19 protein-coding genes are annotated in these 19,486 nt (G+C 66.6%); 9 read left to right on the top strand and 10 right to left on the bottom strand.

Going from position 1 to position 19,486, the window contains the following annotated elements; translation table 11 throughout:
- The first annotated feature begins 151 nt into the window (after window positions 1–151).
- The 5 genes from EAX62_RS10170 (at window position 152) to EAX62_RS10150 (ending at window position 4,225) form a co-directional block, all read left to right on the top strand.
- Window positions 152–358 carry a cold-shock protein gene (locus EAX62_RS10170; RefSeq protein WP_121901542.1) on the top strand — a complete coding sequence of 69 codons (207 nt, stop codon included), beginning with the start codon at window positions 152–154 and terminating at the stop codon, window positions 356–358.
- A gap of 94 nt (window positions 359–452) precedes the next feature.
- Entirely contained in the window at window positions 453–1,262 is an 810-nt protein-coding gene (locus EAX62_RS10165; RefSeq protein ID WP_121901541.1) for a PP2C family protein-serine/threonine phosphatase, read from the top strand.
- Between the two features lie 52 nt (window positions 1,263–1,314).
- On the top strand, window positions 1,315–1,539 hold the full coding sequence (locus EAX62_RS10160; protein WP_121901540.1) for a DUF3107 domain-containing protein: 225 nt from the start codon (window positions 1,315–1,317) through the stop codon (window positions 1,537–1,539).
- A gap of 240 nt (window positions 1,540–1,779) precedes the next feature.
- Window positions 1,780–3,153, top strand: a complete 1,374-nt coding sequence (locus EAX62_RS10155; protein WP_407703317.1) for a DEAD/DEAH box helicase — start codon at window positions 1,780–1,782, stop codon at window positions 3,151–3,153.
- Window positions 3,154–3,466: 313 nt separating this feature from the next.
- Complete coding sequence (locus EAX62_RS10150) at window positions 3,467–4,225, top strand: SDR family oxidoreductase (protein ID WP_121901538.1); 759 nt, start codon at window positions 3,467–3,469, stop codon at window positions 4,223–4,225.
- Between the two features lie 203 nt (window positions 4,226–4,428).
- Here EAX62_RS10150 and trpS read toward each other — a convergent pair whose 3' ends face one another.
- Window positions 4,429–5,517, bottom strand: coding sequence for a tryptophan--tRNA ligase (trpS, locus tag EAX62_RS10145; RefSeq protein ID WP_121901537.1), 1,089 nt, complete (start codon window positions 5,515–5,517; stop codon window positions 4,429–4,431).
- A gap of 82 nt (window positions 5,518–5,599) precedes the next feature.
- Window positions 5,600–6,451 (bottom strand): PHP domain-containing protein, encoded by an 852-nt coding sequence (locus tag EAX62_RS10140; RefSeq protein ID WP_121901536.1) that lies wholly within the window; start codon window positions 6,449–6,451, stop codon window positions 5,600–5,602.
- Between the two features lie 61 nt (window positions 6,452–6,512).
- Between EAX62_RS10140 and EAX62_RS10135 the strand changes: the two genes are divergently transcribed.
- Entirely contained in the window at window positions 6,513–6,986 is a 474-nt protein-coding gene (locus tag EAX62_RS10135; RefSeq protein WP_158600625.1) for a DUF2505 domain-containing protein, read from the top strand.
- 27 nt (window positions 6,987–7,013) lie between these two features.
- On the opposite strand, the gene EAX62_RS10130 is transcribed toward EAX62_RS10135, so the two are convergent.
- From EAX62_RS10130 to EAX62_RS16710, 3 genes are all read right to left on the bottom strand, one after another.
- The gene (locus EAX62_RS10130; RefSeq protein ID WP_121901534.1) at window positions 7,014–8,210 is read right to left on the bottom strand and encodes a cytochrome P450; all 1,197 of its coding nucleotides are present in this window, start codon (window positions 8,208–8,210) and stop codon (window positions 7,014–7,016) included.
- A gap of 63 nt (window positions 8,211–8,273) precedes the next feature.
- Window positions 8,274–9,083 (bottom strand): non-homologous end joining protein Ku, encoded by an 810-nt coding sequence (ku, locus tag EAX62_RS10125; protein WP_121901533.1) that lies wholly within the window; start codon window positions 9,081–9,083, stop codon window positions 8,274–8,276.
- A gap of 94 nt (window positions 9,084–9,177) precedes the next feature.
- The gene (locus EAX62_RS16710) at window positions 9,178–9,648 is read right to left on the bottom strand and encodes a DUF6912 family protein (protein ID WP_158600624.1); all 471 of its coding nucleotides are present in this window, start codon (window positions 9,646–9,648) and stop codon (window positions 9,178–9,180) included.
- Window positions 9,649–9,735: 87 nt separating this feature from the next.
- Between EAX62_RS16710 and EAX62_RS10110 the strand changes: the two genes are divergently transcribed.
- The 3 genes from EAX62_RS10110 (at window position 9,736) to EAX62_RS10100 (ending at window position 11,816) form a co-directional block, all read left to right on the top strand.
- Complete coding sequence (locus EAX62_RS10110) at window positions 9,736–10,074, top strand: hypothetical protein (RefSeq protein WP_121901531.1); 339 nt, start codon at window positions 9,736–9,738, stop codon at window positions 10,072–10,074.
- The gene (locus EAX62_RS10105) at window positions 10,071–11,354 is read left to right on the top strand and encodes a hypothetical protein (protein WP_121901530.1); all 1,284 of its coding nucleotides are present in this window, start codon (window positions 10,071–10,073) and stop codon (window positions 11,352–11,354) included. The genes EAX62_RS10110 and EAX62_RS10105 overlap by 4 nt, the downstream gene beginning before the upstream one ends.
- Before the next feature lie 90 nt (window positions 11,355–11,444).
- A complete protein-coding gene (locus EAX62_RS10100) occupies window positions 11,445–11,816 on the top strand; it encodes an Rv3235 family protein (protein WP_121901529.1) in 372 nt (123 codons plus the stop codon).
- A gap of 3 nt (window positions 11,817–11,819) precedes the next feature.
- On the opposite strand, the gene secA is transcribed toward EAX62_RS10100, so the two are convergent.
- The 5 genes from secA to mtrB form a co-directional block, all read right to left on the bottom strand.
- Window positions 11,820–14,618, bottom strand: coding sequence for a preprotein translocase subunit SecA (secA, locus tag EAX62_RS10095; RefSeq protein ID WP_456119771.1), 2,799 nt, complete (start codon window positions 14,616–14,618; stop codon window positions 11,820–11,822).
- 160 nt (window positions 14,619–14,778) lie between these two features.
- Complete coding sequence (gene hpf, locus EAX62_RS10090; RefSeq protein WP_121901528.1) at window positions 14,779–15,381, bottom strand: ribosome hibernation-promoting factor, HPF/YfiA family; 603 nt, start codon at window positions 15,379–15,381, stop codon at window positions 14,779–14,781.
- A gap of 168 nt (window positions 15,382–15,549) precedes the next feature.
- Complete coding sequence (locus EAX62_RS10085) at window positions 15,550–16,236, bottom strand: ComF family protein (RefSeq protein ID WP_121901527.1); 687 nt, start codon at window positions 16,234–16,236, stop codon at window positions 15,550–15,552.
- Between the two features lie 59 nt (window positions 16,237–16,295).
- On the bottom strand, window positions 16,296–17,990 hold the full coding sequence (locus EAX62_RS10080) for a GerMN domain-containing protein (RefSeq protein ID WP_158600623.1): 1,695 nt from the start codon (window positions 17,988–17,990) through the stop codon (window positions 16,296–16,298).
- Window positions 17,987–19,486 carry an MtrAB system histidine kinase MtrB gene (mtrB, locus tag EAX62_RS10075; protein ID WP_267897986.1) on the bottom strand — a complete coding sequence of 500 codons (1,500 nt, stop codon included), beginning with the start codon at window positions 19,484–19,486 and terminating at the stop codon, window positions 17,987–17,989. Before mtrB ends, EAX62_RS10080 begins: the two co-directional genes overlap by 4 nt.

Here is a 19,486-nt window from a genome sequence, read left to right as displayed (position 1 = left end):
ATTTGACCCACTTCCTGTGCGAGAGTTAATGCATTGCCACCAAGTCAACGGCCGCGCAACCTATGCAAAGCTGACGCTTGGATCCCCGCTTGGGCGGGTGGCGAAACCGCGGCGCGAGGTGCGTCCGGGAGTTGCAAGAGGAGAAGCAGTAATGGCACAGGGAACCGTCAAGTGGTTCAACGCCGAAAAGGGTTACGGTTTCATCGCCGTGGACGGCGGCGAAAGTGAAGACGTATTCGTACACTGGAAGTCCATTGACTCCAGTGGCTTCCGTTCGCTGGAGGAAAACCAGCGCGTGGAGTTCGACATCGTCCAGGGCCAAAAGGGCATGCAGGCGGACCACGTCCGTCCCATCTGATTGACCGACGACTAGTTGGTGGAGGGGGTCCGGTACGCTGGGCCCCCTTCAGCATTTCTGCTTGTCGTTTCAAATCTGAGTCCGAAGGACACCCATGACCTCCCCCGACGGACAGCCCTCGCGCAGCGACCGGGCCCATTACGTGCGCACCCCCGCCCCCTGGCTGGCCGGCTGCAGCGACATCGGACTCAAGCACCGCACCAATCAGGATGCCATGTGCCTCGCGGCGCGTAGGGAACCTGAGAGGGTGGCGGTGATCGTGCTCGCCGACGGGGTCAGCACGGCACTCGGCGCCGAGGTTGCCTCCGTGGCAGCCAGCGAAGCCGCCTGTTCGCACCTCACGTCCCGACTCAACGACGGCACGGCCCTCAACATCGCCCTGGTGCAGGCATTTTCCATCGCCAACGACGCGGTCCTCGAAGTTGCCCATGGCGGAGAGCCGTCCGCATGCACCCTCGTGGCTGTCGTCATGGAGCCCGGGCAGATCGCAGTGGGCAGCGTGGGCGACTCCAGGGCCTACTGGATCGGGGACGACAAGTCCTGCCAGCTCCTCACCACTGATGACTCCATGGCACAGGCGCGGATCATGCTCGGGATGTCCCGCATCGACGCGGAACAGTCCAGCCAGGCGCACTCCATCACCAAGTGGCTGGGCCGCGACGCCACCGACGTCACGCCCTCGGTCACCACACTCCAGCCCACCGGCAATGGATGGCTCCTCGTGTGCACGGACGGATTGTGGAACTACGCCAGCTCGCCCGAGGAGATGTTCCACATCTTCGCCGGTGCCTCCGAGGCAGACCGCGATCCCGCAGCGATCGCGGAGGCACTGACGCAGTGGGCGCTGGGGCAAGGTGGCCGGGACAACATCACCGTGGCCGTCGCCCGCCACGAGACCCCCTGAGCACCGCGCTACTGTGGGTGCCTCCAGCACCTGAGAAGATTGAGGTTTGACGATGGAAGTACGAATTGGCGTCAGCGACGTGGCCCGCGAGGTGACTCTGCGCACCGAGTCGAGTGCCGACGATCTCATCGAGAAGCTCAGCAGGGCCGTCGCCGACAACACGCTGTTCGAGGTGGTTGACCTGCAGGGACGTCGCGTGGTCGTGCCCGCCGCCAAGGTCGCCTACCTGGACCTCGGCTCCTCTGACGTCCGCGCCGTGGGTTTCGGCGCCGTCTGAGCTTTGGGTGGCCGAGTGGAGTAGCATGGCCCGTGGACGTGGGAAATCCACGCACGGCGCCATGCGCCAACTCCCCGCCGCCTGTGAGGGCATCAGTCCCGGGCCGGCCCGAATGAAGGTTTTACGCTGAGCGATTTAGAGCAGCCGAGCGAACAGACGTTCGCCGATCTCGGCATCAAGGAAGAAATCACATCCGCACTGGCGGAAGCGGGTATCGTCCACCCCTTCCCCATCCAGTCCTTGGCGATCCCTCTGGCACTGTCCGGGGTTGACCTCATCGGGCAGGCGAGGACCGGTACCGGCAAGACGCTGGCCTTCGGGACCAGCCTGCTGCACCGCATCACCAACCTGCCCGACGACTCGGACGAGATGCCGACCCATGGCAAGCCCCGCGCACTGGTGGTCGCACCGACCCGTGAGCTGGCAATGCAGGTGTCTCGAGACCTGTCAGTTGCTGGCGCCAAGTTGAAGGCGCGCGTCCTCACGATCTACGGCGGGACCGGCTACGACGAACAGCTCGACACGCTGGCGTCCGGCGTCGACGTGGTCGTCGGCACCCCGGGCCGCCTGCTCGACCTGCTGAACCGTCGCGCCCTGAACCTGTCCAAGGTGCAGGTGCTGGTCCTCGACGAGGCCGACGAGATGCTCGACCTGGGGTTCCTCCCCGACATCGAGCGACTGTTGGCGGCGACTCCCAAGGACAGGCAGACGCTGCTGTTCTCCGCAACGATGCCCACCCCCATCCTGACCCTCGCCCGCGCCACCCTGAACCGGCCCGTGAACATCCGCGCCGAGGGTCACGACGCCAAGGCGACGGTCCCGGACATCACCCAGTTCGCCTACCAGTCCCACAACCTCGACAAGCCCGAGATCGTGGCCCGTCTGGCGCAGGGCACGAACACCACGAAGATGATGGTGTTCAGCCGCACGAAGCGGGCCGCGCAGCGTCTCACCGACGAACTGATCGAGCGGGGATTTTCTGCGGCCGCCATCCACGGCGACCTGAACCAGGCGCAGCGAGAGCGTGCGCTGAAGGATTTCCGGGCGGACAAGATCAGGATTCTGGTGGCCACCGACGTCGCCGCACGCGGCATTGACATCACCGGCGTCAGCCACGTGGTCAACTATGAGTGCCCCGACACCGCCAACACCTATGTCCACCGGATTGGCCGTACCGGCCGCGCCGGCCACAAGGGTGTCTCCGTGACGCTTGTTGACTGGGCCGACTCCACTCGATGGAAGGTCATCGACAAGGAACTGGAGTTGGAACTGCCTCCGTTGGTGGAGACGTACTCGTCCTCCCCCAATCTGTTCTCGGACCTTGAGATCCCGGAAGGTACCCGCGGTCGCCTACCCGGTGCCCCACGCGTTGAGCGCAAGGAACGCCGGGACGGCGAGTCCTCGGGGCGGCGCACAGATCGTCACTCGGATCGACGCTCCTCCGACACCTCCGAGGGTGGTCAGCGTCACCGCACTCGGCGCAACGCCGCCACGGAGGCTGCGGGGGACCGGCCGAAGGACGAGGCAACGTCAGCAGCCCCCTCCAAGCCTCGTACGCGGCGTCGCCGCCGCAGCGGAGTCGACGTCAAGGAAACCCCGCAGTCAGCCAGCTGATGTGGTGAGGTGCACGACAAAAGGGCCCGGTCATTGACCGGGCCTTTTTCCCGTCCCTCGCATGCTGGCATGCTTCCGCGAATTTTGGAGATGTGGGCTCTCGGAGGAACATCTGGGACGGCGTGGGATGCCTCGCCTCGCTCAGGCGACATGGAAAGCTCTCGCTGCGTCACGAGGAGTGGTGGGCACTGACCGTCGTTCTGCGACCTCCACGACGATCTGTGGCCATGGCCCCCAGGGGTTGCCCTCACTGCTGCGCTGGTTCCTGGGCTACGTTGTGAGGACTGTTGCCGCATTCCACGGAGGACCATTGATGCCCAACGCACTCGTCACGGGAGTCGGTCGGCGGCGCGGCATCGCAGCAGGGATCGCGGCCGGCCTTGCCGCCGATGGCTGGGACCTCGCACTGTCCTACTGGGAGCCCTACGACCAGCGGCTGGGTTTGGAGAGGGGCCAGGACGATCCTGCGCAACTCGCTGACGAACTGCGTGGCCAGGGCCGACGAGTCGTACTGGTGCCGGGCGACCTCGAGGATCCTGCCGTCCCCGCGACAGTGGTCGCCCGGGCCGCCGAGCAGCTGGGCCCCCTCGACGCGCTCGTGATGTCGCATGCCGAGTCAGTCGACTCCTCCATCCTGGACACAACCGTCGAGAGCTTCGACCGCCACTACGCCGTCAACATCCGGGCGACGTGGCTGTTGGTGGCGGCGTTCGCTCGACAGTTGCCACGCCACGGGGGGTCAGTGATCGCGCTCACCAGTGATCACACAGTGGGAAACGTGCCCTACGGGGTCACCAAGGGTGGGCTCGACCGTTTGGTGCTTGCCTCCGCCCACGAACTCGCTGACGTCGGGCTTCGCGCCAATGTCATCAACCCGGGGCCCATCGACACGGGATGGATGACTGAGGAGATCCGGGCAGCCGGAGTTGCGCAGCAGCCCGGCGGAAGCCTTGGGACGCCCAACGAGACCGCGAACCTCATCCGCTTCCTGCTCTCAGAGCAGGGCCGGTGGATCAACGGACAGCTCCTGTACAGCAATGGCGGCTACCCGAGAGGGCGAATCCCCGTCTGACCACGTGGACGGCCACCACCCTGCCAATCACGGTGCCGGCGATGCTCCCGACCCATCCGAGGAACAGTGGGGGTGCGGCGAGGCCCGCATCCACCGGGAGAGGAGCAGAATGAACCGTCGTGCGGCGCAACGCCCGGGGCCATGATCGTCACGACCACCCAGGCCCGGTCTTTCGATCAGTGCTCGCGACGTTGGGGTTGTGGTCAGTACTCCATGCGCATTGCCGCACGGACCTCGTCGAGGGTGGCGTCGGCAATGTCGTTGGCCCTGCGGTTGCCGTCGGCGAGGATGGCCTGGAGTTGACCCGGATCGGCGACGATCTCTGCCCGGCGGGCACGGTGGCCCGCGAAACGCTCGTTGACGGCCTCCGTGACCAGCTTCTTCAGCCCACCACCCCCGCCGTCGCCGATCTCCGCAGCAACGTCGACGGGATCGCGATCCAGACACAGGGCAGCAAGACTGACGAGGTTGGAGACTTCCGGCCGCTCGGCAGGCTCGTAGGTGATGTGACGGTTGGAGTCCGTGACGGCACGCTTCAGGAGCTTGGCTGTCTCGTCGGCCGTCATGCCCAGCTCGATGGTGTTGCCCTTCGACTTGCTCATCTTCGTACCGTCGAGACCGAGGATCGTGCCGGAGCGGCTGAGAAGTGCGTCCGGCTCCGGGAACACGGGATGGGTGGCGTCCGCACGGCCGTAGCGCTCGTCGAAGCGCCGCGCCACGATCCGCGCCTGCTCGATGTGCGGCAACTGGTCCTTGCCCACGGGGACGAGGTTCGCTTTGCAGAAGAGGATGTCTGCGGTCTGGTGGACCGGATACGTCAGCATGAGTCCCGACATGGGGCGCTCTCCCGTGTCGTCGAGCTCCGACTTCACGGTGGGGTTGCGGCGCAGCTCGGCGTCGGTCACCAGCGACAGGAACGGCAGCATCAGCTGGTTCAGCGCGGGCACCGACGAATGGGTGAAAATGGTGACCTTCTCCGGATCGAGGCCAGCGGCCACGTAGTCCGCCACCAGCGAGTACACCCGGTCACGGATGGGACCGACGCCGTCCCGATCGGTGATCACCTGGTAGTCGGCGATGATGAGGAATGTCTCCACGCCAGCGTCGGCGAGTCTGACACGGTTCTCCAGCGAGCCGAACCAGTGTCCGATGTGGAGGTTGCCGGTGGGCCTGTCCCCCGTGAGGATCCTGAACTGCGACGGGTCCTTGGCGATCGCGCGCTCGATCTCATGGCTGCGTGCCGTCGAGCGTGCCAGCGAGGCGTCCAGTTCAACCATCGTCTCGGCGTCCATGACTCTCCTCCTGCTCGGGCTTCTCCGGTGCAACCGAGGACACCCTACCGGCCGCCGACGTGTGCCCCCAACAGCGGGTCCATCAGACAACTCCCCCGCGTGCGCGGATTCGTGACACCAGTTCCATGAAGGCGGACTTGCGGGTCAGGTTGCATCCCAGGTCGTGTCCCCTTTTGCCTGTGCCGTGATAATCGCTGGATCCCGTCCGCACGAGCCCCAGCCGGCCACCCATCTCGAACAGCAGACGACGGGTGTCCGCGTCGTGGTCCTCATGGTCCACCTCGATGCCGTCCAGCCCGTAGCCCAGTACGAGGCTCTCCAGCAGAGGCGCTGTGAGGACGTCTGCGTTGCCCCGTGCCCACGGATGGGCGATGACGGCCGCGCCACCCGATCCGTGCACCAGGGTGATGGCGCGGGCAAGATCCGTGTTGTAGCGCGGCACCCAAGCGGGCATGCCAACGCCGAGCCACTTGTTGAAGGCTTCCGTTCGGTCCGTCACGTAGCCCTTGGCCACCAGCGCGTCCGCCACGTGGGGTCTCCCCAGCGCACGGGCCGAGCGGGACGCGGCCTCGACCTCCTCCACGGTCAGAGCCAGCCCTAGGTCCGTCAGCTTCTGACACATCGCGGGGAGCCGCTGGGCGCGGGCACGCCGCAAGGCTGAGAGTTCCGTCGTCAGTGCCTCATCGTGGATGTCGCAGCCGTACCCGAGGAGGTGCACGCTGTGCCCCGCCACCTCAGTGGACATCTCGAGGCCGGTCACCACACGGACACCGACCCGCTTGCCCACTTCCGCCGCCTCCAGGACGCCGTCGAAGGTGTCATGGTCTGTGAGGGCGATGACATCCAGCCCTGCTTCCAGCGCCTTCAGCACCAGCCGCGTGGGTGTGTCAGTGCCGTCGCTGACCCTGGAGTGCGTGTGCAGGTCGATCCTCATGACCTCATCCTAGGAGAGTCGGCCCCTGCACCGGTGGCCGGGGATGGGTAGATTGTCCACCATGCATCTGAGCTACCGTCACACCTACCAAGGCTCCACGGACGCCGTCGTGTCCCTCATGGCGAACGCCGACTTCATCACCGACGTCGCCGAGCACTCCGGCGCCACCAGCCACACCGTTCGGATTGAGGGCGCCACGACCCACATGGAGATGGCACTCGAGGCCCCCAGTGACGTGGCCAAGTTCGTGGGCAAGACCATCCACGTCACGCAGCGCCTGGCGTGGGGCCCCGCCGACTCGCAGGGCGTGCGCCGCGGCACCGTGGACTTCGGGGTGGCTGGCATGCCTGTCAACGTCTCGGCGGCGGCGGTGCTGACGCCCACCGGTCCGGACAGCTGCGTCGGTACCTACGACGGCGACCTGAACGTGCGCATCCCGTTGGTGGGTAAAAAGGTGGAGACGCTGGTGGCCCCTTCCATCAACGACGCATTCGCGGGACTCGAGCGGCGCGCCGACGAGTGGCTGTCCCGCTGACCCACCCGGGTCGAGGTGGGCGACACCTCACTCGTGCGTGGCCGCCTGCGGCCCGACGATGAGGCGGAAGTTGCGGAGACGGTAGCCGGTGATGAGGTCGTCCCACGTCATCGTGGGTTCCGACACCACCGTCAGGTCCATGGCCAGGAGGCGTTGCATCAGGATGTCCGTCTCCTGAATGGCCAGGGCGTTGCCGGGGCACTTGTGGGCGCCGTCCCCGAAACTTATCACCTCGGGGCCGTAGCCCGTCGCGATGTCACGACCCGGGCACAGCTCCAGGGGGGACTCCCCGACCACGTCCTCGTCAGCGTTGGCGTCCCGCACGTGCAGATCCATCAGCGCGCCCGCCGGGATCACCCGGCCGCCCACCTGCAGGTCCCGTGTGGTGCGGCGGTACAGGTGACCCACCACGGGTTCCAACCGCAATATCTCCCCCAGGATGGCCAACCGCTCCTTCTCCCCCGCCACGAGGTAGCGCTGGCGGAGCGCCGGAGCCCCCAGGAAGTGCCACGTCGCCATGCAGATGAACTCCCGGGTGGTGACCATGCCGGCCGCACCGTACGTCAAGCATTCGATCATGATCTCCACCCCCTTGTAGCCCTCACCGATGAGATGCGTGATGACGTCCTCGGACGGCGTGCGTCGGCGGGCGCGTACGGCGGGGCGGACGTCGAACAGATAGAACGGGATCAGCGGGGAAGCCCCTGTGAGGCGGGCCAGGACGCGGGTGAGGCGGCTGCGTCCGCCACCGGACGTGGTGTGGTCGTACCCCGGCTGGTCAAACAGGTTCTCGAGCCTCCTGGAGAGTCCTGCGGTGCTGGAGTTGGTGAGCCCTATGACCTCGGCGGCCACCGACACCGAGTACTCCATGGCGAGGTCATCGAGGGTGATCTCGCGACCCGCGGCAGACAGGAGGGAGTCCACCCGCTGCCCCATCATGTCCCGGTAGCGGTCGGAGACCACCCTCGGGGCGAAGAACCGTGCGATCCGTGAGCGTTGCGTCCTGTGTTCCTCACCGTCGGCGAACAGGATGGGCTGACGCAGCCTCGAGGTGCTGACCGACTCGGAGGTGAACCCTGCCTGAGTGGTACCGTCCTTGGACCTCAGCACCTCCCGCACCATCGCGGCGTCGCGAACGTGCCAGGTGCCGTCCACCTCCTCGAGGTCAGGGCCCGGGGCCTCTCCCGGATGGACGCTCTTGCGGGAACACGCCGATACAGTCATGTATGCAAGTGTGCTCCACCGATCAACCCTGCGGGGGCTTCTGCAGGATCGCTCTGGAACCCCTCAGCTGGCCTTGGCCTCTGCCGCTGCCTCCCGGCGCTTCCTGGCGGCCTCAACGGAGGCCTTGAGCGTCGCCATGAGATCCACCACATCGCCCACGGGCTGCGAGGTGTCCGCCTGCTCGGGCATGGGAGTGCCGGACAATTTCGCCTCCACGACCTCCTCCAACGCCTCCCGGTAGGTGTCGCTGTAGGCGTCGGGGTCGAAGTGCCCCTCCAACTGATTGATGAGGAGGTTGGCCATCTCAATCTCGGCGTCGGAGATGCTCACCTCCTGCGACGGTGCGGCGAACTCGCCGTCACGCAACTCGTCGGGCCAGTACATGGTGTGCATGATCAAGAGGTCCTTGTGTGGCCGGATGAGGGCCAGTGATTCCCGCGAGCGCAGCGCCACCTTCACCACGGCCACCTTGTTGCCACGGCAGAGAGCCTCCCGCAGCAGGACGTAGGGCTTCTGGCCAGTCTTCTGCGGCTCCATGAAGTAGGTGCGTTGCAGGTACATGTCGTCTATCTCGTCCGCGTCAACGAACTGGACCACGTCCACGGCCTTCAGCGATGACAGTGGCAGGGCGTCGAGATCCTCGTTCGTCAGCACGGCCACACGTCCGTCGGGAGCCTCGTAGCCCTTCGCGATGTCGCCCCACTTGACCACCTCGCCGCACTTCTCGCACACCCTCTGGTAGCGCACACGGCCGCCGTCCTCAGCATGCACCTGGTGGAAGCTGATGTCCTTGTCCTCGGTGGCGCCGTAGAGCTTCACCGGGATGGACACCAGACCGAAGGACACCGAACCACTCCACATTGCCCTGGGCATGAAGGACCTCCTGATGGGATCGTCGTCCGGCCTCGCAGCCGGTCGTCCCATGGTGTCACGCGAGGGGTCCCCGTGACCCGGGGTGGAGCGAGGTTCAGTCCTGGCGGCGGAACTCCTCCACGTCGTTCCACAGCAGGTCATGGCCGTGCAGGAGCTGCTGCACCTCGTCCATCTCCCACGCAATGTCGATGCCGAGCCCCTTGGCGGCAGCCGCCGCCGACGTGACGTCGACGTCGTCCGCGTCCCCGAACCAGCACGTCATGGCGGCCGGTGGCACCCTCGACACGACGCAGCCACCGTTGGCGGGATCCTCCCCCTCTGAGATCAGAGCCGCGTCAACCTCCGCCACCAGCACCAGACGTTCGCCGTGCGCCGCCAGCGCCGCCACGGAGGCCAGCACGAGGGTGGCGTACTCGGCGTCCTCCTGTTGGTCGGGTTCGAAGCCGAGCTCCTCCAGGAGTTCGGGAGTCACTCGGTGCGCTGGTCGGTCCCGCAGCCGGGACTCCCCCTGGATGGCGTCGAGTTCCGCGCGGGCAACAGGGACGAAGATGAGTTGGCGTTCCACGGGCTCAGCCTAGCGCTGCATGTCCGACTCAGTGGATACCGCGCGAACAGGTAGGTTGGTCACCGATCACGCACCCACAGGAGAGTCATGCTTCGCCCCATCCGCGCGCTTCTGCCCCTCGCACTCCTCGCCGCACTGGCCGGCTGCAGCACCCAGGACAGCGCGCCGCCCACCACCATCCACCTCGACGTGCGCGCACAGGCGCCCGAAGAACCGGTGGAGGAGAGGGTTCCGCTGGGCTCAGAGGTCACGCTGGAGGTGAGCTCGGATGTGGACGGGCTCCTGCACGTGCACGGGTTCGACGAGGAGTTGACTCTGACGGCCGGTGAGACCACCGAGAAGACCTTCAAGGCGAGCATGTCAGGGGCTTTCGAAATCGAGACCCATGACCCCGACGCAGTCTGGATCAAGCTGGTCGTGTCGTGATTCCGCTGCACGGCATCGCCTCACGCGAGGACCTGCCGCTGCCCTTCCCTCTCATCGTCACCGCCGCTGCCCTCGTGCTGGTGGTGACATTCTGGATCCTGTTGTTCGCATGGCGTGAACCCCGCTACCGCAATCCGAGTGGCCGGGAGTTGCCGCGGCTGACGAAGCTGGTGGACTCCCCGTGGGTGTCGCGCCCCCTGCGCCTGATCGTGGGGCTGGTGTGGCTTGTGGCGGCCGCGGCGCTGGTGTTCGGCCCCGACCGCACCGACAACCCCATCTTCGGTTTCGTGTTCGTGTGGCTCTGGGTTGGCCTGGTCCCCATCGCACTGTTGTTCGGCGAGGTGCATCGCCGCACCAACCCCATCCGCCTCCTCCTGCGCGGGCTCGGCGGCACTGCACCAGCCCCCCGCACCACCACGAAGTCAAGGCTCCCCGCGGCTGCCGCGCTCCTGACGTTTGCCTGGTTCGAGTTGGTCGAGCCACTGGCCGCCACCCTGCCGGTGCTGCGAGGTGCAGCGGCGGCGTGGGTGGCGTGGGTGGTGGTGGGAACCCTGGTCACCTCCACACGGTGGATCGCCATGGCAGACCCCTTCGAGGCGTTCGCCAGTACCGTCGCCAGGATGTCGCCGTGGGCGCGCTCCCGCTCCGGACAGCTACTTCTGATCAATCCGTTGCGCAACCTCGCATCCTGGAACGCCCCGCGGCACCTGTCCATCCTGACCTGCGTCCTACTGGGCAGCACCCTGTTCGACGCCATCGCGGGGGCCGCCTGGTGGGTGCGTGCCTTCCAGGACTCCTCGCTGCCGCCCAGACTGGTGGGCACCATCGGGCTAGTGGCGACTGTCGCCCTTGTCACGGCGCTGTTTCACCTCAGTGTCCTGCCGCTGCGGCGGGCAGGGCGGTCCCTGCGCGAGACGGCGGACGCACTGTCCCCGGGCCTGGTGCCGCTCGTGGCGGGGTACTTCCTGGCGCACTACGCCACGATGTTGTACCTCGAGGGTCAGCGCACGGCCATCCGCATGGCGGATCCGCTGGCACTCGGCTGGGACTGGTTCGGCATCGCGGAGGCCGGTCCCGACCTCACCCTGCTGGCGTTCCCCACGCTCATTGCGTTCGTGACGGTCTTGTTCATCGTGGGCGGCCACGTCATGGCCGCGCTCGTGTCACACGACATCGCGCTGCGTGACCTCCCCGCCGGGGTGGCCGTGCGCCGCCAGGTGCCGCTGCTGGTGTTCATGGTGGTGCTGACGATCGTCGGCATGCTGCTCATGTTCGGCTGAGCCACGGGGTGTTGTCCCCAGAGCCGATGGTGTTGTCCGGAGCGATCACTGGTCTGGGCGGGCCTGCGCGCGTCTCCGTAGCGTCAGGCCATGTCCACAGACCTTGACCGGCGACCGCCGGAGATCACATCCGCGGGAATCCACCTGGCTCCCATGCCCCCGCAGGCGCTGGGGCTCGTCTTCGCCACCTTCGAAGCTTTGCTGGGCCGCCGAGGCCTGCACCCGCTTCGTCCCTGGATGGCGCCGGGAGCCTTCCTGTCGCTGGCATCCCACGTTGATGCTGGCACCTTTTGTCAGAGCAGTCTCGGGCGGCTCCGGATCCAGATGCCCAGCAGGGGGGCCATCGAGGCGACCGCCCGCGTCTCGAAGGGACAGCGATGGCTGGCCTGCACGGTCCGGTTGGACCGTGCAGACCGCTGGCTCTGCTCGGAGCTGTCAGTCATCGGCTGCGCCAGCCGGTGAACCTCAGGCGGAGACGGTGCTCCCGTGGCAGGCCTTGTACTTCTTGCCGGAACCACAGAAGCACGGCTGATTCCGGCCGGGGCGGTTGCCCGACTCGGCCTGCGGCTTCGACGTCGCCGTGGCTTCGCCGGACTCATCGGGTGCCGAGTAGGACAGATTGTCCGGCTTCTTGCCTCCGAGACCCTTGGCCAGGGGGGCAGCCGGCTGATGGGCCTCCGCCTGTTCCGGCTGATCATCGGTGGCGGCGTTGGCGGCGTTCACGCGGCCCAACACGTCCACGGGTGCGCCATCGGCTCCCGTCACGAGTCCAACGCGCGCGGCAGGTTCCGCCTGCTTGACCTCGAGGTTGAACAACAACCCGACCACCTGCTCGAAGGATGCCTCGCGCATGGCAACGAACATGTCGCCACCCTCGCGCTGGTACTCCGTCAGGGGGTCGCGCTGGGCCATGGCCCGCAGCCCGATGCCCTCACGCAGGTAGTCCATCTCATAGAGGTGCTCACGCCAGTTGCGGTCCACGACGCTGAGCAGGACTTGGCGTTCCAGTTCACGCATGGTGTCTTCGCCCAGCGCAGTTTCGCGGGCCTTGTATGCACGTGCCACGTCTTCCACGAACATCTCGACGATCTCCTCCTGCTCCGGGAGGTCCTCCTCGATCTCCTCGCGGCTGAGGCCGCACGGGTACAGGGTCCTCAGTTCGTTGAAGAGCATTTCCAGGTCCCAGTCCTCGTGGATGCCTGTGGTCTGCGTGCGCACGACATCCTCGACGACCCGCTGTGCCCGCTCCAGCAACTGCTCGCTGAGGTCCTCGCCGTCCAGCACCCGACGACGGTCACGGTAAACCACGTGGCGTTGGCGGTTCAGCACGTCGTCGTACTTCAGCACGTTCTTGCGCATCTCGAAGTTCTGCGCCTCCACCTGCTTCTGCGCCGACTCGATGGCGTTGCTGACCGACTTGTTGTCGATGGGCACGTCATCCGGCACCTTGAGCATCAGCAGTGCACGTTCGAGGAGCTCGGGGCGGAACAGGCGCATCAGGTCGTCGCTCAGCGACAGGTAGAAGCGGCTCTCGCCCGGGTCGCCCTGACGTCCAGAGCGGCCTCGCAGCTGGTTGTCGATACGGCGCGACTCGTGGCGCTCTGAGCCGGTGACGTAGAGGCCGCCCGCCGCCACGACCTCCTCGTGTTCAACCTGTACCTGCTCCTCGAGGGACCGAAGCGTCTCTGGCCACTGGGCCTCGTACTCCTCGGGGGTGTCGACGGGGTCCAGTCCCTGCTTGCGGAGCTGGAGGTCCGCGAGAAACTCCGGGTTGCCGCCCAACATGATGTCCGTGCCTCGACCGGCCATGTTGGTGGACACGGTGACCGCACCCTTCCGGCCGGCCTGTGCCACCACGGTGGCCTCACGCTCGTGCTGCTTGGCGTTCAGCACCTCATGCGGGATTCCTGCAGTCTTCAGCCGTTTCGACAGCAGCTCGGACTTGGCAACGGAGGCGGTGCCCAGCAGGACCGGCTGGCCCTTCGCGTGGCGCTCGACGACGTCGTTGATGATGGCGTCGAACTTCGCCTCCTCGGTGCGGTAGATCTTGTCGCGCTGGTCAATGCGAACCATCGGCTTGTTCGTGGGCATCACGATGACCCCGAGGCCGTAGATCTTCTGGAACTCCGACTCCTCCGTCTTGGCCGTACCAGTCATGCCCGCAAGCTTGGAGTACATGCGGAAGTAGTTCTGCAGTGTCACGGTGGCGAGGGTCTGGTACTCGTCCTTGATCTGGACGCCTTCCTTGGCCTCCAGCGCCTGGTGCAGGCCCTCGTTGTAGCGACGCCCGGCCAGAGAGCGTCCGGTGTGCTCGTCGACGATGAGGATCTCGTCGCCCATGACGACGTAGTCCTTGTCGCGCTTGAACAACTCCTTGGCCTTGATGGCGTTGTTCAGGTAGCTGATCAGCGGTGTGTTGGCCGATTCGTACAGGTTGTCGATGCCCAACCGGTCCTCCACGGTCTCGATGCCGGACGGGCCGATGGCGACGGTGCGCTTCTTCTCGTCCACCTCGTAGTCAACATCCCGACGCAGGGTTGTGACCATCTTGGCGAAGACCGGGTACCACTCGTGGGTGTCCTCGGCCGGGCCGGAGATGATGAGCGGGGTGCGGGCCTCATCCACGAGGATGGAGTCGACCTCGTCGACGATGGCGTAGTGGTGGCCGCGCTGCACGAGGTCGGAAGCCTTCAGGGCCATGTTGTCGCGCAGGTAGTCGAACCCGAACTCGTTGTTGGTGCCGTAGGTGATGTCGGCGGCGTACGCCTCGCGGCGCTCCTCCGGTGTCATCTGCGCCAGGATCACACCGACGCTCAGGCCGAGGAAGTGGTGGATCCGACCCATCTGCTCCGACTGGTACTTGGCGAGATAGTCGTTCGTGGTGACCACGTGGACGCCCTTGCCGGACAACGCGTTGAGGTACGCCGGCAGCGTGGCCACCAGCGTCTTGCCCTCACCCGTCTTCATCTCGGCGATGTTGGTCCAGTGCAGCGCGGCGCCACCCATGATCTGGACGTCGAAGTGACGCTTGCCCAGCACCCGGACGGAGGCCTCCCGGACGGTCGCGAAAGCCTCGGGCATGATCGAGTCCAGGGACTCCCCGTCCTCGATCCGGGCCCTGAAATCGTCGGTCTGTGCCCTGAGCTGCTCGTCGGACATCGCTTGGAAGTCCTCTTCTATGGAGTTGACCTGGTCGGCCACCTTCTGCAGCTTCCTCAACTGCGTGCCGGAGCCGAGGTTGCTCAAGAAGTCCATGAATCCCACGTTGGCGTTCCTTCTGTTGGATCAGCTGGTCGGCGGCGCCCTCCCGGCGGCGCACCACGCGACATCTTACCCAGCCCGGCTCGGGCACCCAAGACGCCCGTGCAAGGTTGCACGGGCGTCCCGGGATGTTGCCACCACTTTGTGCCGGTGGCCCGGTGGTTCAGCTGACGTTCAGGTGGATCACACCGTAGTTGTAGGCCTTGCGGCGGTACACCACCGACGGGCGTCCGGTGTCGGCATCCTGGTAGAGGAAGAAGTCGTGCCCGACGAGCTCCATCTCGTCCAGCGCCTGGGCCAGGGAAAGGGGCGTCGTGTCGAACTCCTTCTCCCGGACCACGAGCGGGCCATCGCCGTCCACCACGAGTCCAGCCACCTCGTACACGTCATCGTTCTCCTGTGGGCTCTCCACGACGGGCCCGGAGAGCTGCGAGGGGTCCAGTGCGGAGGCCAGTCGCAGCCCCTGGTGGGTCTTGCGACGGTCAGCGGCCTTCCGAAGCTGCGACTTGAGCCGGTCGAAGGCCTGGTCGAACGCGGTGTTCTTGTCGCTGGCCTTGGACTCTGCCCGAATGACGGGGCCACGGCTGCGCATGGTGATCTGCACCTCGACGGACTCAGAAGGGTTCTTGCTCTCGTCGGCGGAGAATTCGACGTCGACACGGATCACTCGGTCGCGCAACTTCTCGACGGTGGCGATGCGATCAGTGACCAGTTCTTTCAGGGCAGGGCTGATGGTGCAGTGCCGACCTGTGACAACAACGTCCATGATTACTCCTCTTCTGGGTCCCGATGAGGGACTTGTCCTTACCGATTCCCCGTGTGGGGCAACCGGTTGCGGTCGCATGGGGGACGACCGCCCGTAAAAAACAGCGGAGCCACCGCGACCTTCGACCAACCGTGTCGCCTGTCGCAGTGGCGTCTCCATGCTGCAACGTTACTCAAGTATGGGAGGCCCCGTGATGAAAGTGGTGCTCCCGTGGTCGCGTCGTCGGTCGGCGTCGCCGAGCACGGCTGCACCCACAACCCTCACCCCTGCTGCCGACAACGCACGGGCAGCCTCCGCGAGGCTCGCACCCGTGGTGCACACGTCATCGATGAGGAGCACGGGACCCTCACAGCGGGAGGCCCGCATGGTGCCCAGGACGTTGCGCTGCCTACCGGTTGCGCCCAGGTCACGCTGGTCGAGGCCAAAGGATGCGCGTCGCAGCAGTGGCGCCCATCTGAGGCCCAGGAGGTTGGCAGCCCGTGCAGCGAGGGCCGCACCGTGGTCATGTCCCCGGCGGCGGACCGCCGAGGGCAGTGACGGAACAGGCACGAGACGGACAGCACTGCCGCCGGGTGCAAGCAGGCACGCCACCGCCACCGCCAGCCGGCGGCCCAGCAGTGCGCCGAGGTGCAGCGCACCGTCGTCCTTGAACACGGGTACGAGTTTTTCCAGGTGGGGGCGGTAGTTGTTGGCGGCCACCACCGTCATGGCCAGCCCGTTGCGATGGACCCGGTGCGGTGCGGGGGCCGACAGTTCGGCGAGGCACGCTGGACACGCCCCCCAGCCGGGGCGCCCGCAGACCGCGCACTCGGCACCGAGGAAAAGATGCGCCGCTGCCACCAGGAAGTCACCCACAGCCTCCACTGTGGGCAGTCTCCAACAGTGCTCGGCAGCTGTGCACAGGCAGACCGCGCTCAGCCGGGATAGCTGATGTCCTGCAGTGCCCCGTCCAGCCGCGACCAACGGGTGTTGGTGTCGCGGCGCCACACCGTGTCGTCCTTGGAGCGCACCACCACCGCGTCCCCGCTCGGCCGTGGCAGGGCAGAGATCTGCACGGGCTCCTCAGAGAAGGGGCCGAGGTCCTCCACGAGGGATCCGTCCATGCGCGCCCTGAATACCGTGCGGTTCTCGCCAGAGTCAGCGATCACCACGAACTCGGTTTCCCCGCTCCAGTCGAGGCCCCTGAACCCTGTGAGACGGGTATCGGTGGCAACCAGCAGGGGCAGGGAAAGTGCCGGCTCCAGACGGGGTTTGTCGCCACCGACGACGCTCGCGAGCACGATCTGACGGAGCCCGGAGCGTTCGACGACGGCTGCGACCCGGACACCCGCCTGGGTGATGGAGAAGTCGACGACGGCCCCGGGGAGGGGGGTGGTGTCGATTTCCGTGATCATCCCCTGCGCATCCACGCGCAGGAGGCGGATGACACCCTGCGCGTCGGTCCCCACGGCCCACAGGTAGCCGAGCGCGAACTGCGCAGCACGCAGTCCTGTCAGCCCCGTGGGGGCAGCCCTCACGAGCGCACCCCCGAGCGGGCCCACGAGGACGGAGGTGCGGGTCTCGTCGATGAACCCCACGAGGGTCCCGTCGATGGACACCGCCACTTCCGCCACGCGCTCATCAGCGGAGTTCATGGGCAGGAACGCCTGTGTGGAACCGATCCGGCCGCCCACGCCGTCGCGGACGCCGAACAAGTCGGCCGTGGAGGCCCGTGAGAGCAACTGGAACCCCTGCTGCTGGGAGAGTTGGAGCACCCCATCGGAGTTCTGTTCCGGAAGCTGGAACGGTTCGCCGTCGGAGGTGATCCGCAGGCCGGTCACCCTGGGGATCGCTGTCAGGGACCAGAGCAGTTGCGCGCCGAGCAGGCGGCGGCGGTCATTTGGCATGTCACGACCGAGTCCCGTGAGCGCCACAGCAGCGGTCCCTTCTGCGTCCACGCTGGCGCCCTCGGGGGCGAGCCGCACACGGGGTCCGACGGCGTTGCGCACGGCGGCGGCGATGCCTGGGCTGGGCCCGGCTATCTGCGCCTCCACCACGCGACTGGGAGTGAGAAGGGTGTCGGGAACGTGCACCAGGTCAGGCACGACGTGGTCCCCGGAGCCGGCCATGAAGTAGACGGTCATGTGGGACCAGTAGCGCTCGAAGATGTAGTCGGACACCAGCACCCCGTCCGGGGGCAGCCCGATGCGCCACTCCCCCTCCACGAGGATGACGCCGAAGTCGTGGGACAGTTCTTCACCGGTGGCAGTGAACCTTCCGGCGGCATCCAGCACCCCGGTGCTCGTACCCCTCACCATGACGGCCCCCTCATCCTCCGTCACCACGCCCTTGTACACGGTCCCGCCGTCCCGTGGACGCCACAGTGCGCCTGCCGACGCGGTCAGGTACTGACGCGCCACGGCCCAGTCGGACTCGGGGGCGGCCATGGCCTGGACGAATCCTTCCACGAGGCGCACGGGGGTCACCCCGGGCTGTGGAGGCTCCGGCGCGATCTGGACCCCGCGGGGCTCGGACCCCATGGGAACCTCCTGGACCGGCCCGGTGGTCTGGATGTCGGTGCACCCGACCAGGAGAAGGGCCAGCAGTGCGCAGGCGAGCCTCTTGATCACGTCCGCCTCCTGGACTCGACGTCGGTGGGGATCACCGGAAGCGGGGAGCTGATGAGCGGGTGCCCGGGATCTCGCGGGATCGTGAGGCGGAACTGCGCACCGCGGCCGGGCCTCCCCCATGCGGTCAGCCACCCCTTGTGGAGGCGCGCGTCCTCCAGCGCGATGGCCAGTCCGAGCCCGGTGCCGCCCACGACACGGTTCCGTGACGGGTCGGCGCGCCAGAAGCGTCCGAACACCAGACCGGACTCGCTGGCCTGGAACCCGACCCCACGGTCGCGTACGGCAACAGCGACGGCGTGCGCATCGGATGCCACCGTGACTTCAATGGGCCTGCCCTCGCCGTGCTCGATGGCGTTGGTCAGCAGGTTGCGCAGGATTCGACGGATCCGCCGGGAGTCCATCTGGGCGGTGGCGGGACCGTCGTGGTGGATCCTGAGTTCGATGCCCTGCTTCTGGGCGAAGGAGTGCTGCGCCTCCACCTCCGACTCCACGAGCGACACCAGGTCCACTTCGTCGAGGCTCAGAACCGCAGCGCCGGCATCGAAACGGGAGATTTCGAGCAGGTCGGCGAGCAGCGAGTCGAACCTGTCGATCTGTGTGGACATGAGCTCCACCGTGCGCCGCGACTGCGGCTCGAACTCGTCACGAGCCTCGTACAGGACGTCGGCGCCCATCCGGATGGTGGTCATGGGCGTGCGCAACTCGTGCGACACGTCGCCGACGAACCTGCGCTGCACCAGTGACAGCGACTCAAGTTCGCGGATCCGCTCGGCGAGGTCCTCCGCCATGTCGTTCATGGACACCGCCAGTGACGCGATGTCGTCGGTCCCCCGGACCCTCATCCGTTCCTCCAGGTTTCCGGCTGCCAGCCGCTGGGCGGTTTGGCTGGCCTTGCGAACGGGCCGCACCACCTGCACCGTCACGAGGTACGCGATGGCGGTCAACGCCCCGAGCAGCGCAAGGCCGGTGCTGATGACGGCACGCTGCAGCGATTTCAGCGTCGCGACCTCATTGGTCATGGGAAAGATGTAGTACACGGGGAAACGCTCACCCGAGCTGTCCACCAGGTTGGTACCAACGGCCCACCCCGGTTCGGGGGGGAGCGTCGGGTCGGCGAAGAGCACTTCGGTGGGGGTGGCAAACATGTCGTCGCTGCCGTTGACCCGACTCTGGAGCGACTCGGGGACGGATTCCCATGTGATGCCGCCGGAAAGGATGGCACCGGCCGGGCCTTCGATGATCACCTTGTACTGGCCGGATTGTTCCTGGGCCTGTTCCGCGAGGCTGTTGAGCTGCTCGTAGACGGCAATGCTCCTCGACTCCGGCAGCCGCAACTGGTTCGCCATGAAGGTGTGAATACCACTGGCCTCCGTGATGGAGGCGTTCCTCTTCGTCTCGACGATGCTGTTGCGGGCCTGTTGCATCAGCAGCAACCCTGCCAACACCAGCACGAGGAAGGAAGCGGCGATCGTCGTGAACAGCACCCGCAGGGGCAG

The sequence above is a fragment of the Tessaracoccus antarcticus genome, from assembly GCF_003688855.1.
Classification (GTDB): domain Bacteria; phylum Actinomycetota; class Actinomycetes; order Propionibacteriales; family Propionibacteriaceae; genus Arachnia; species Arachnia antarctica.
The sequence above is the reverse complement of the archived record's forward strand: the minus strand, read 5'-3'. Positions and strand labels throughout refer to the sequence as shown.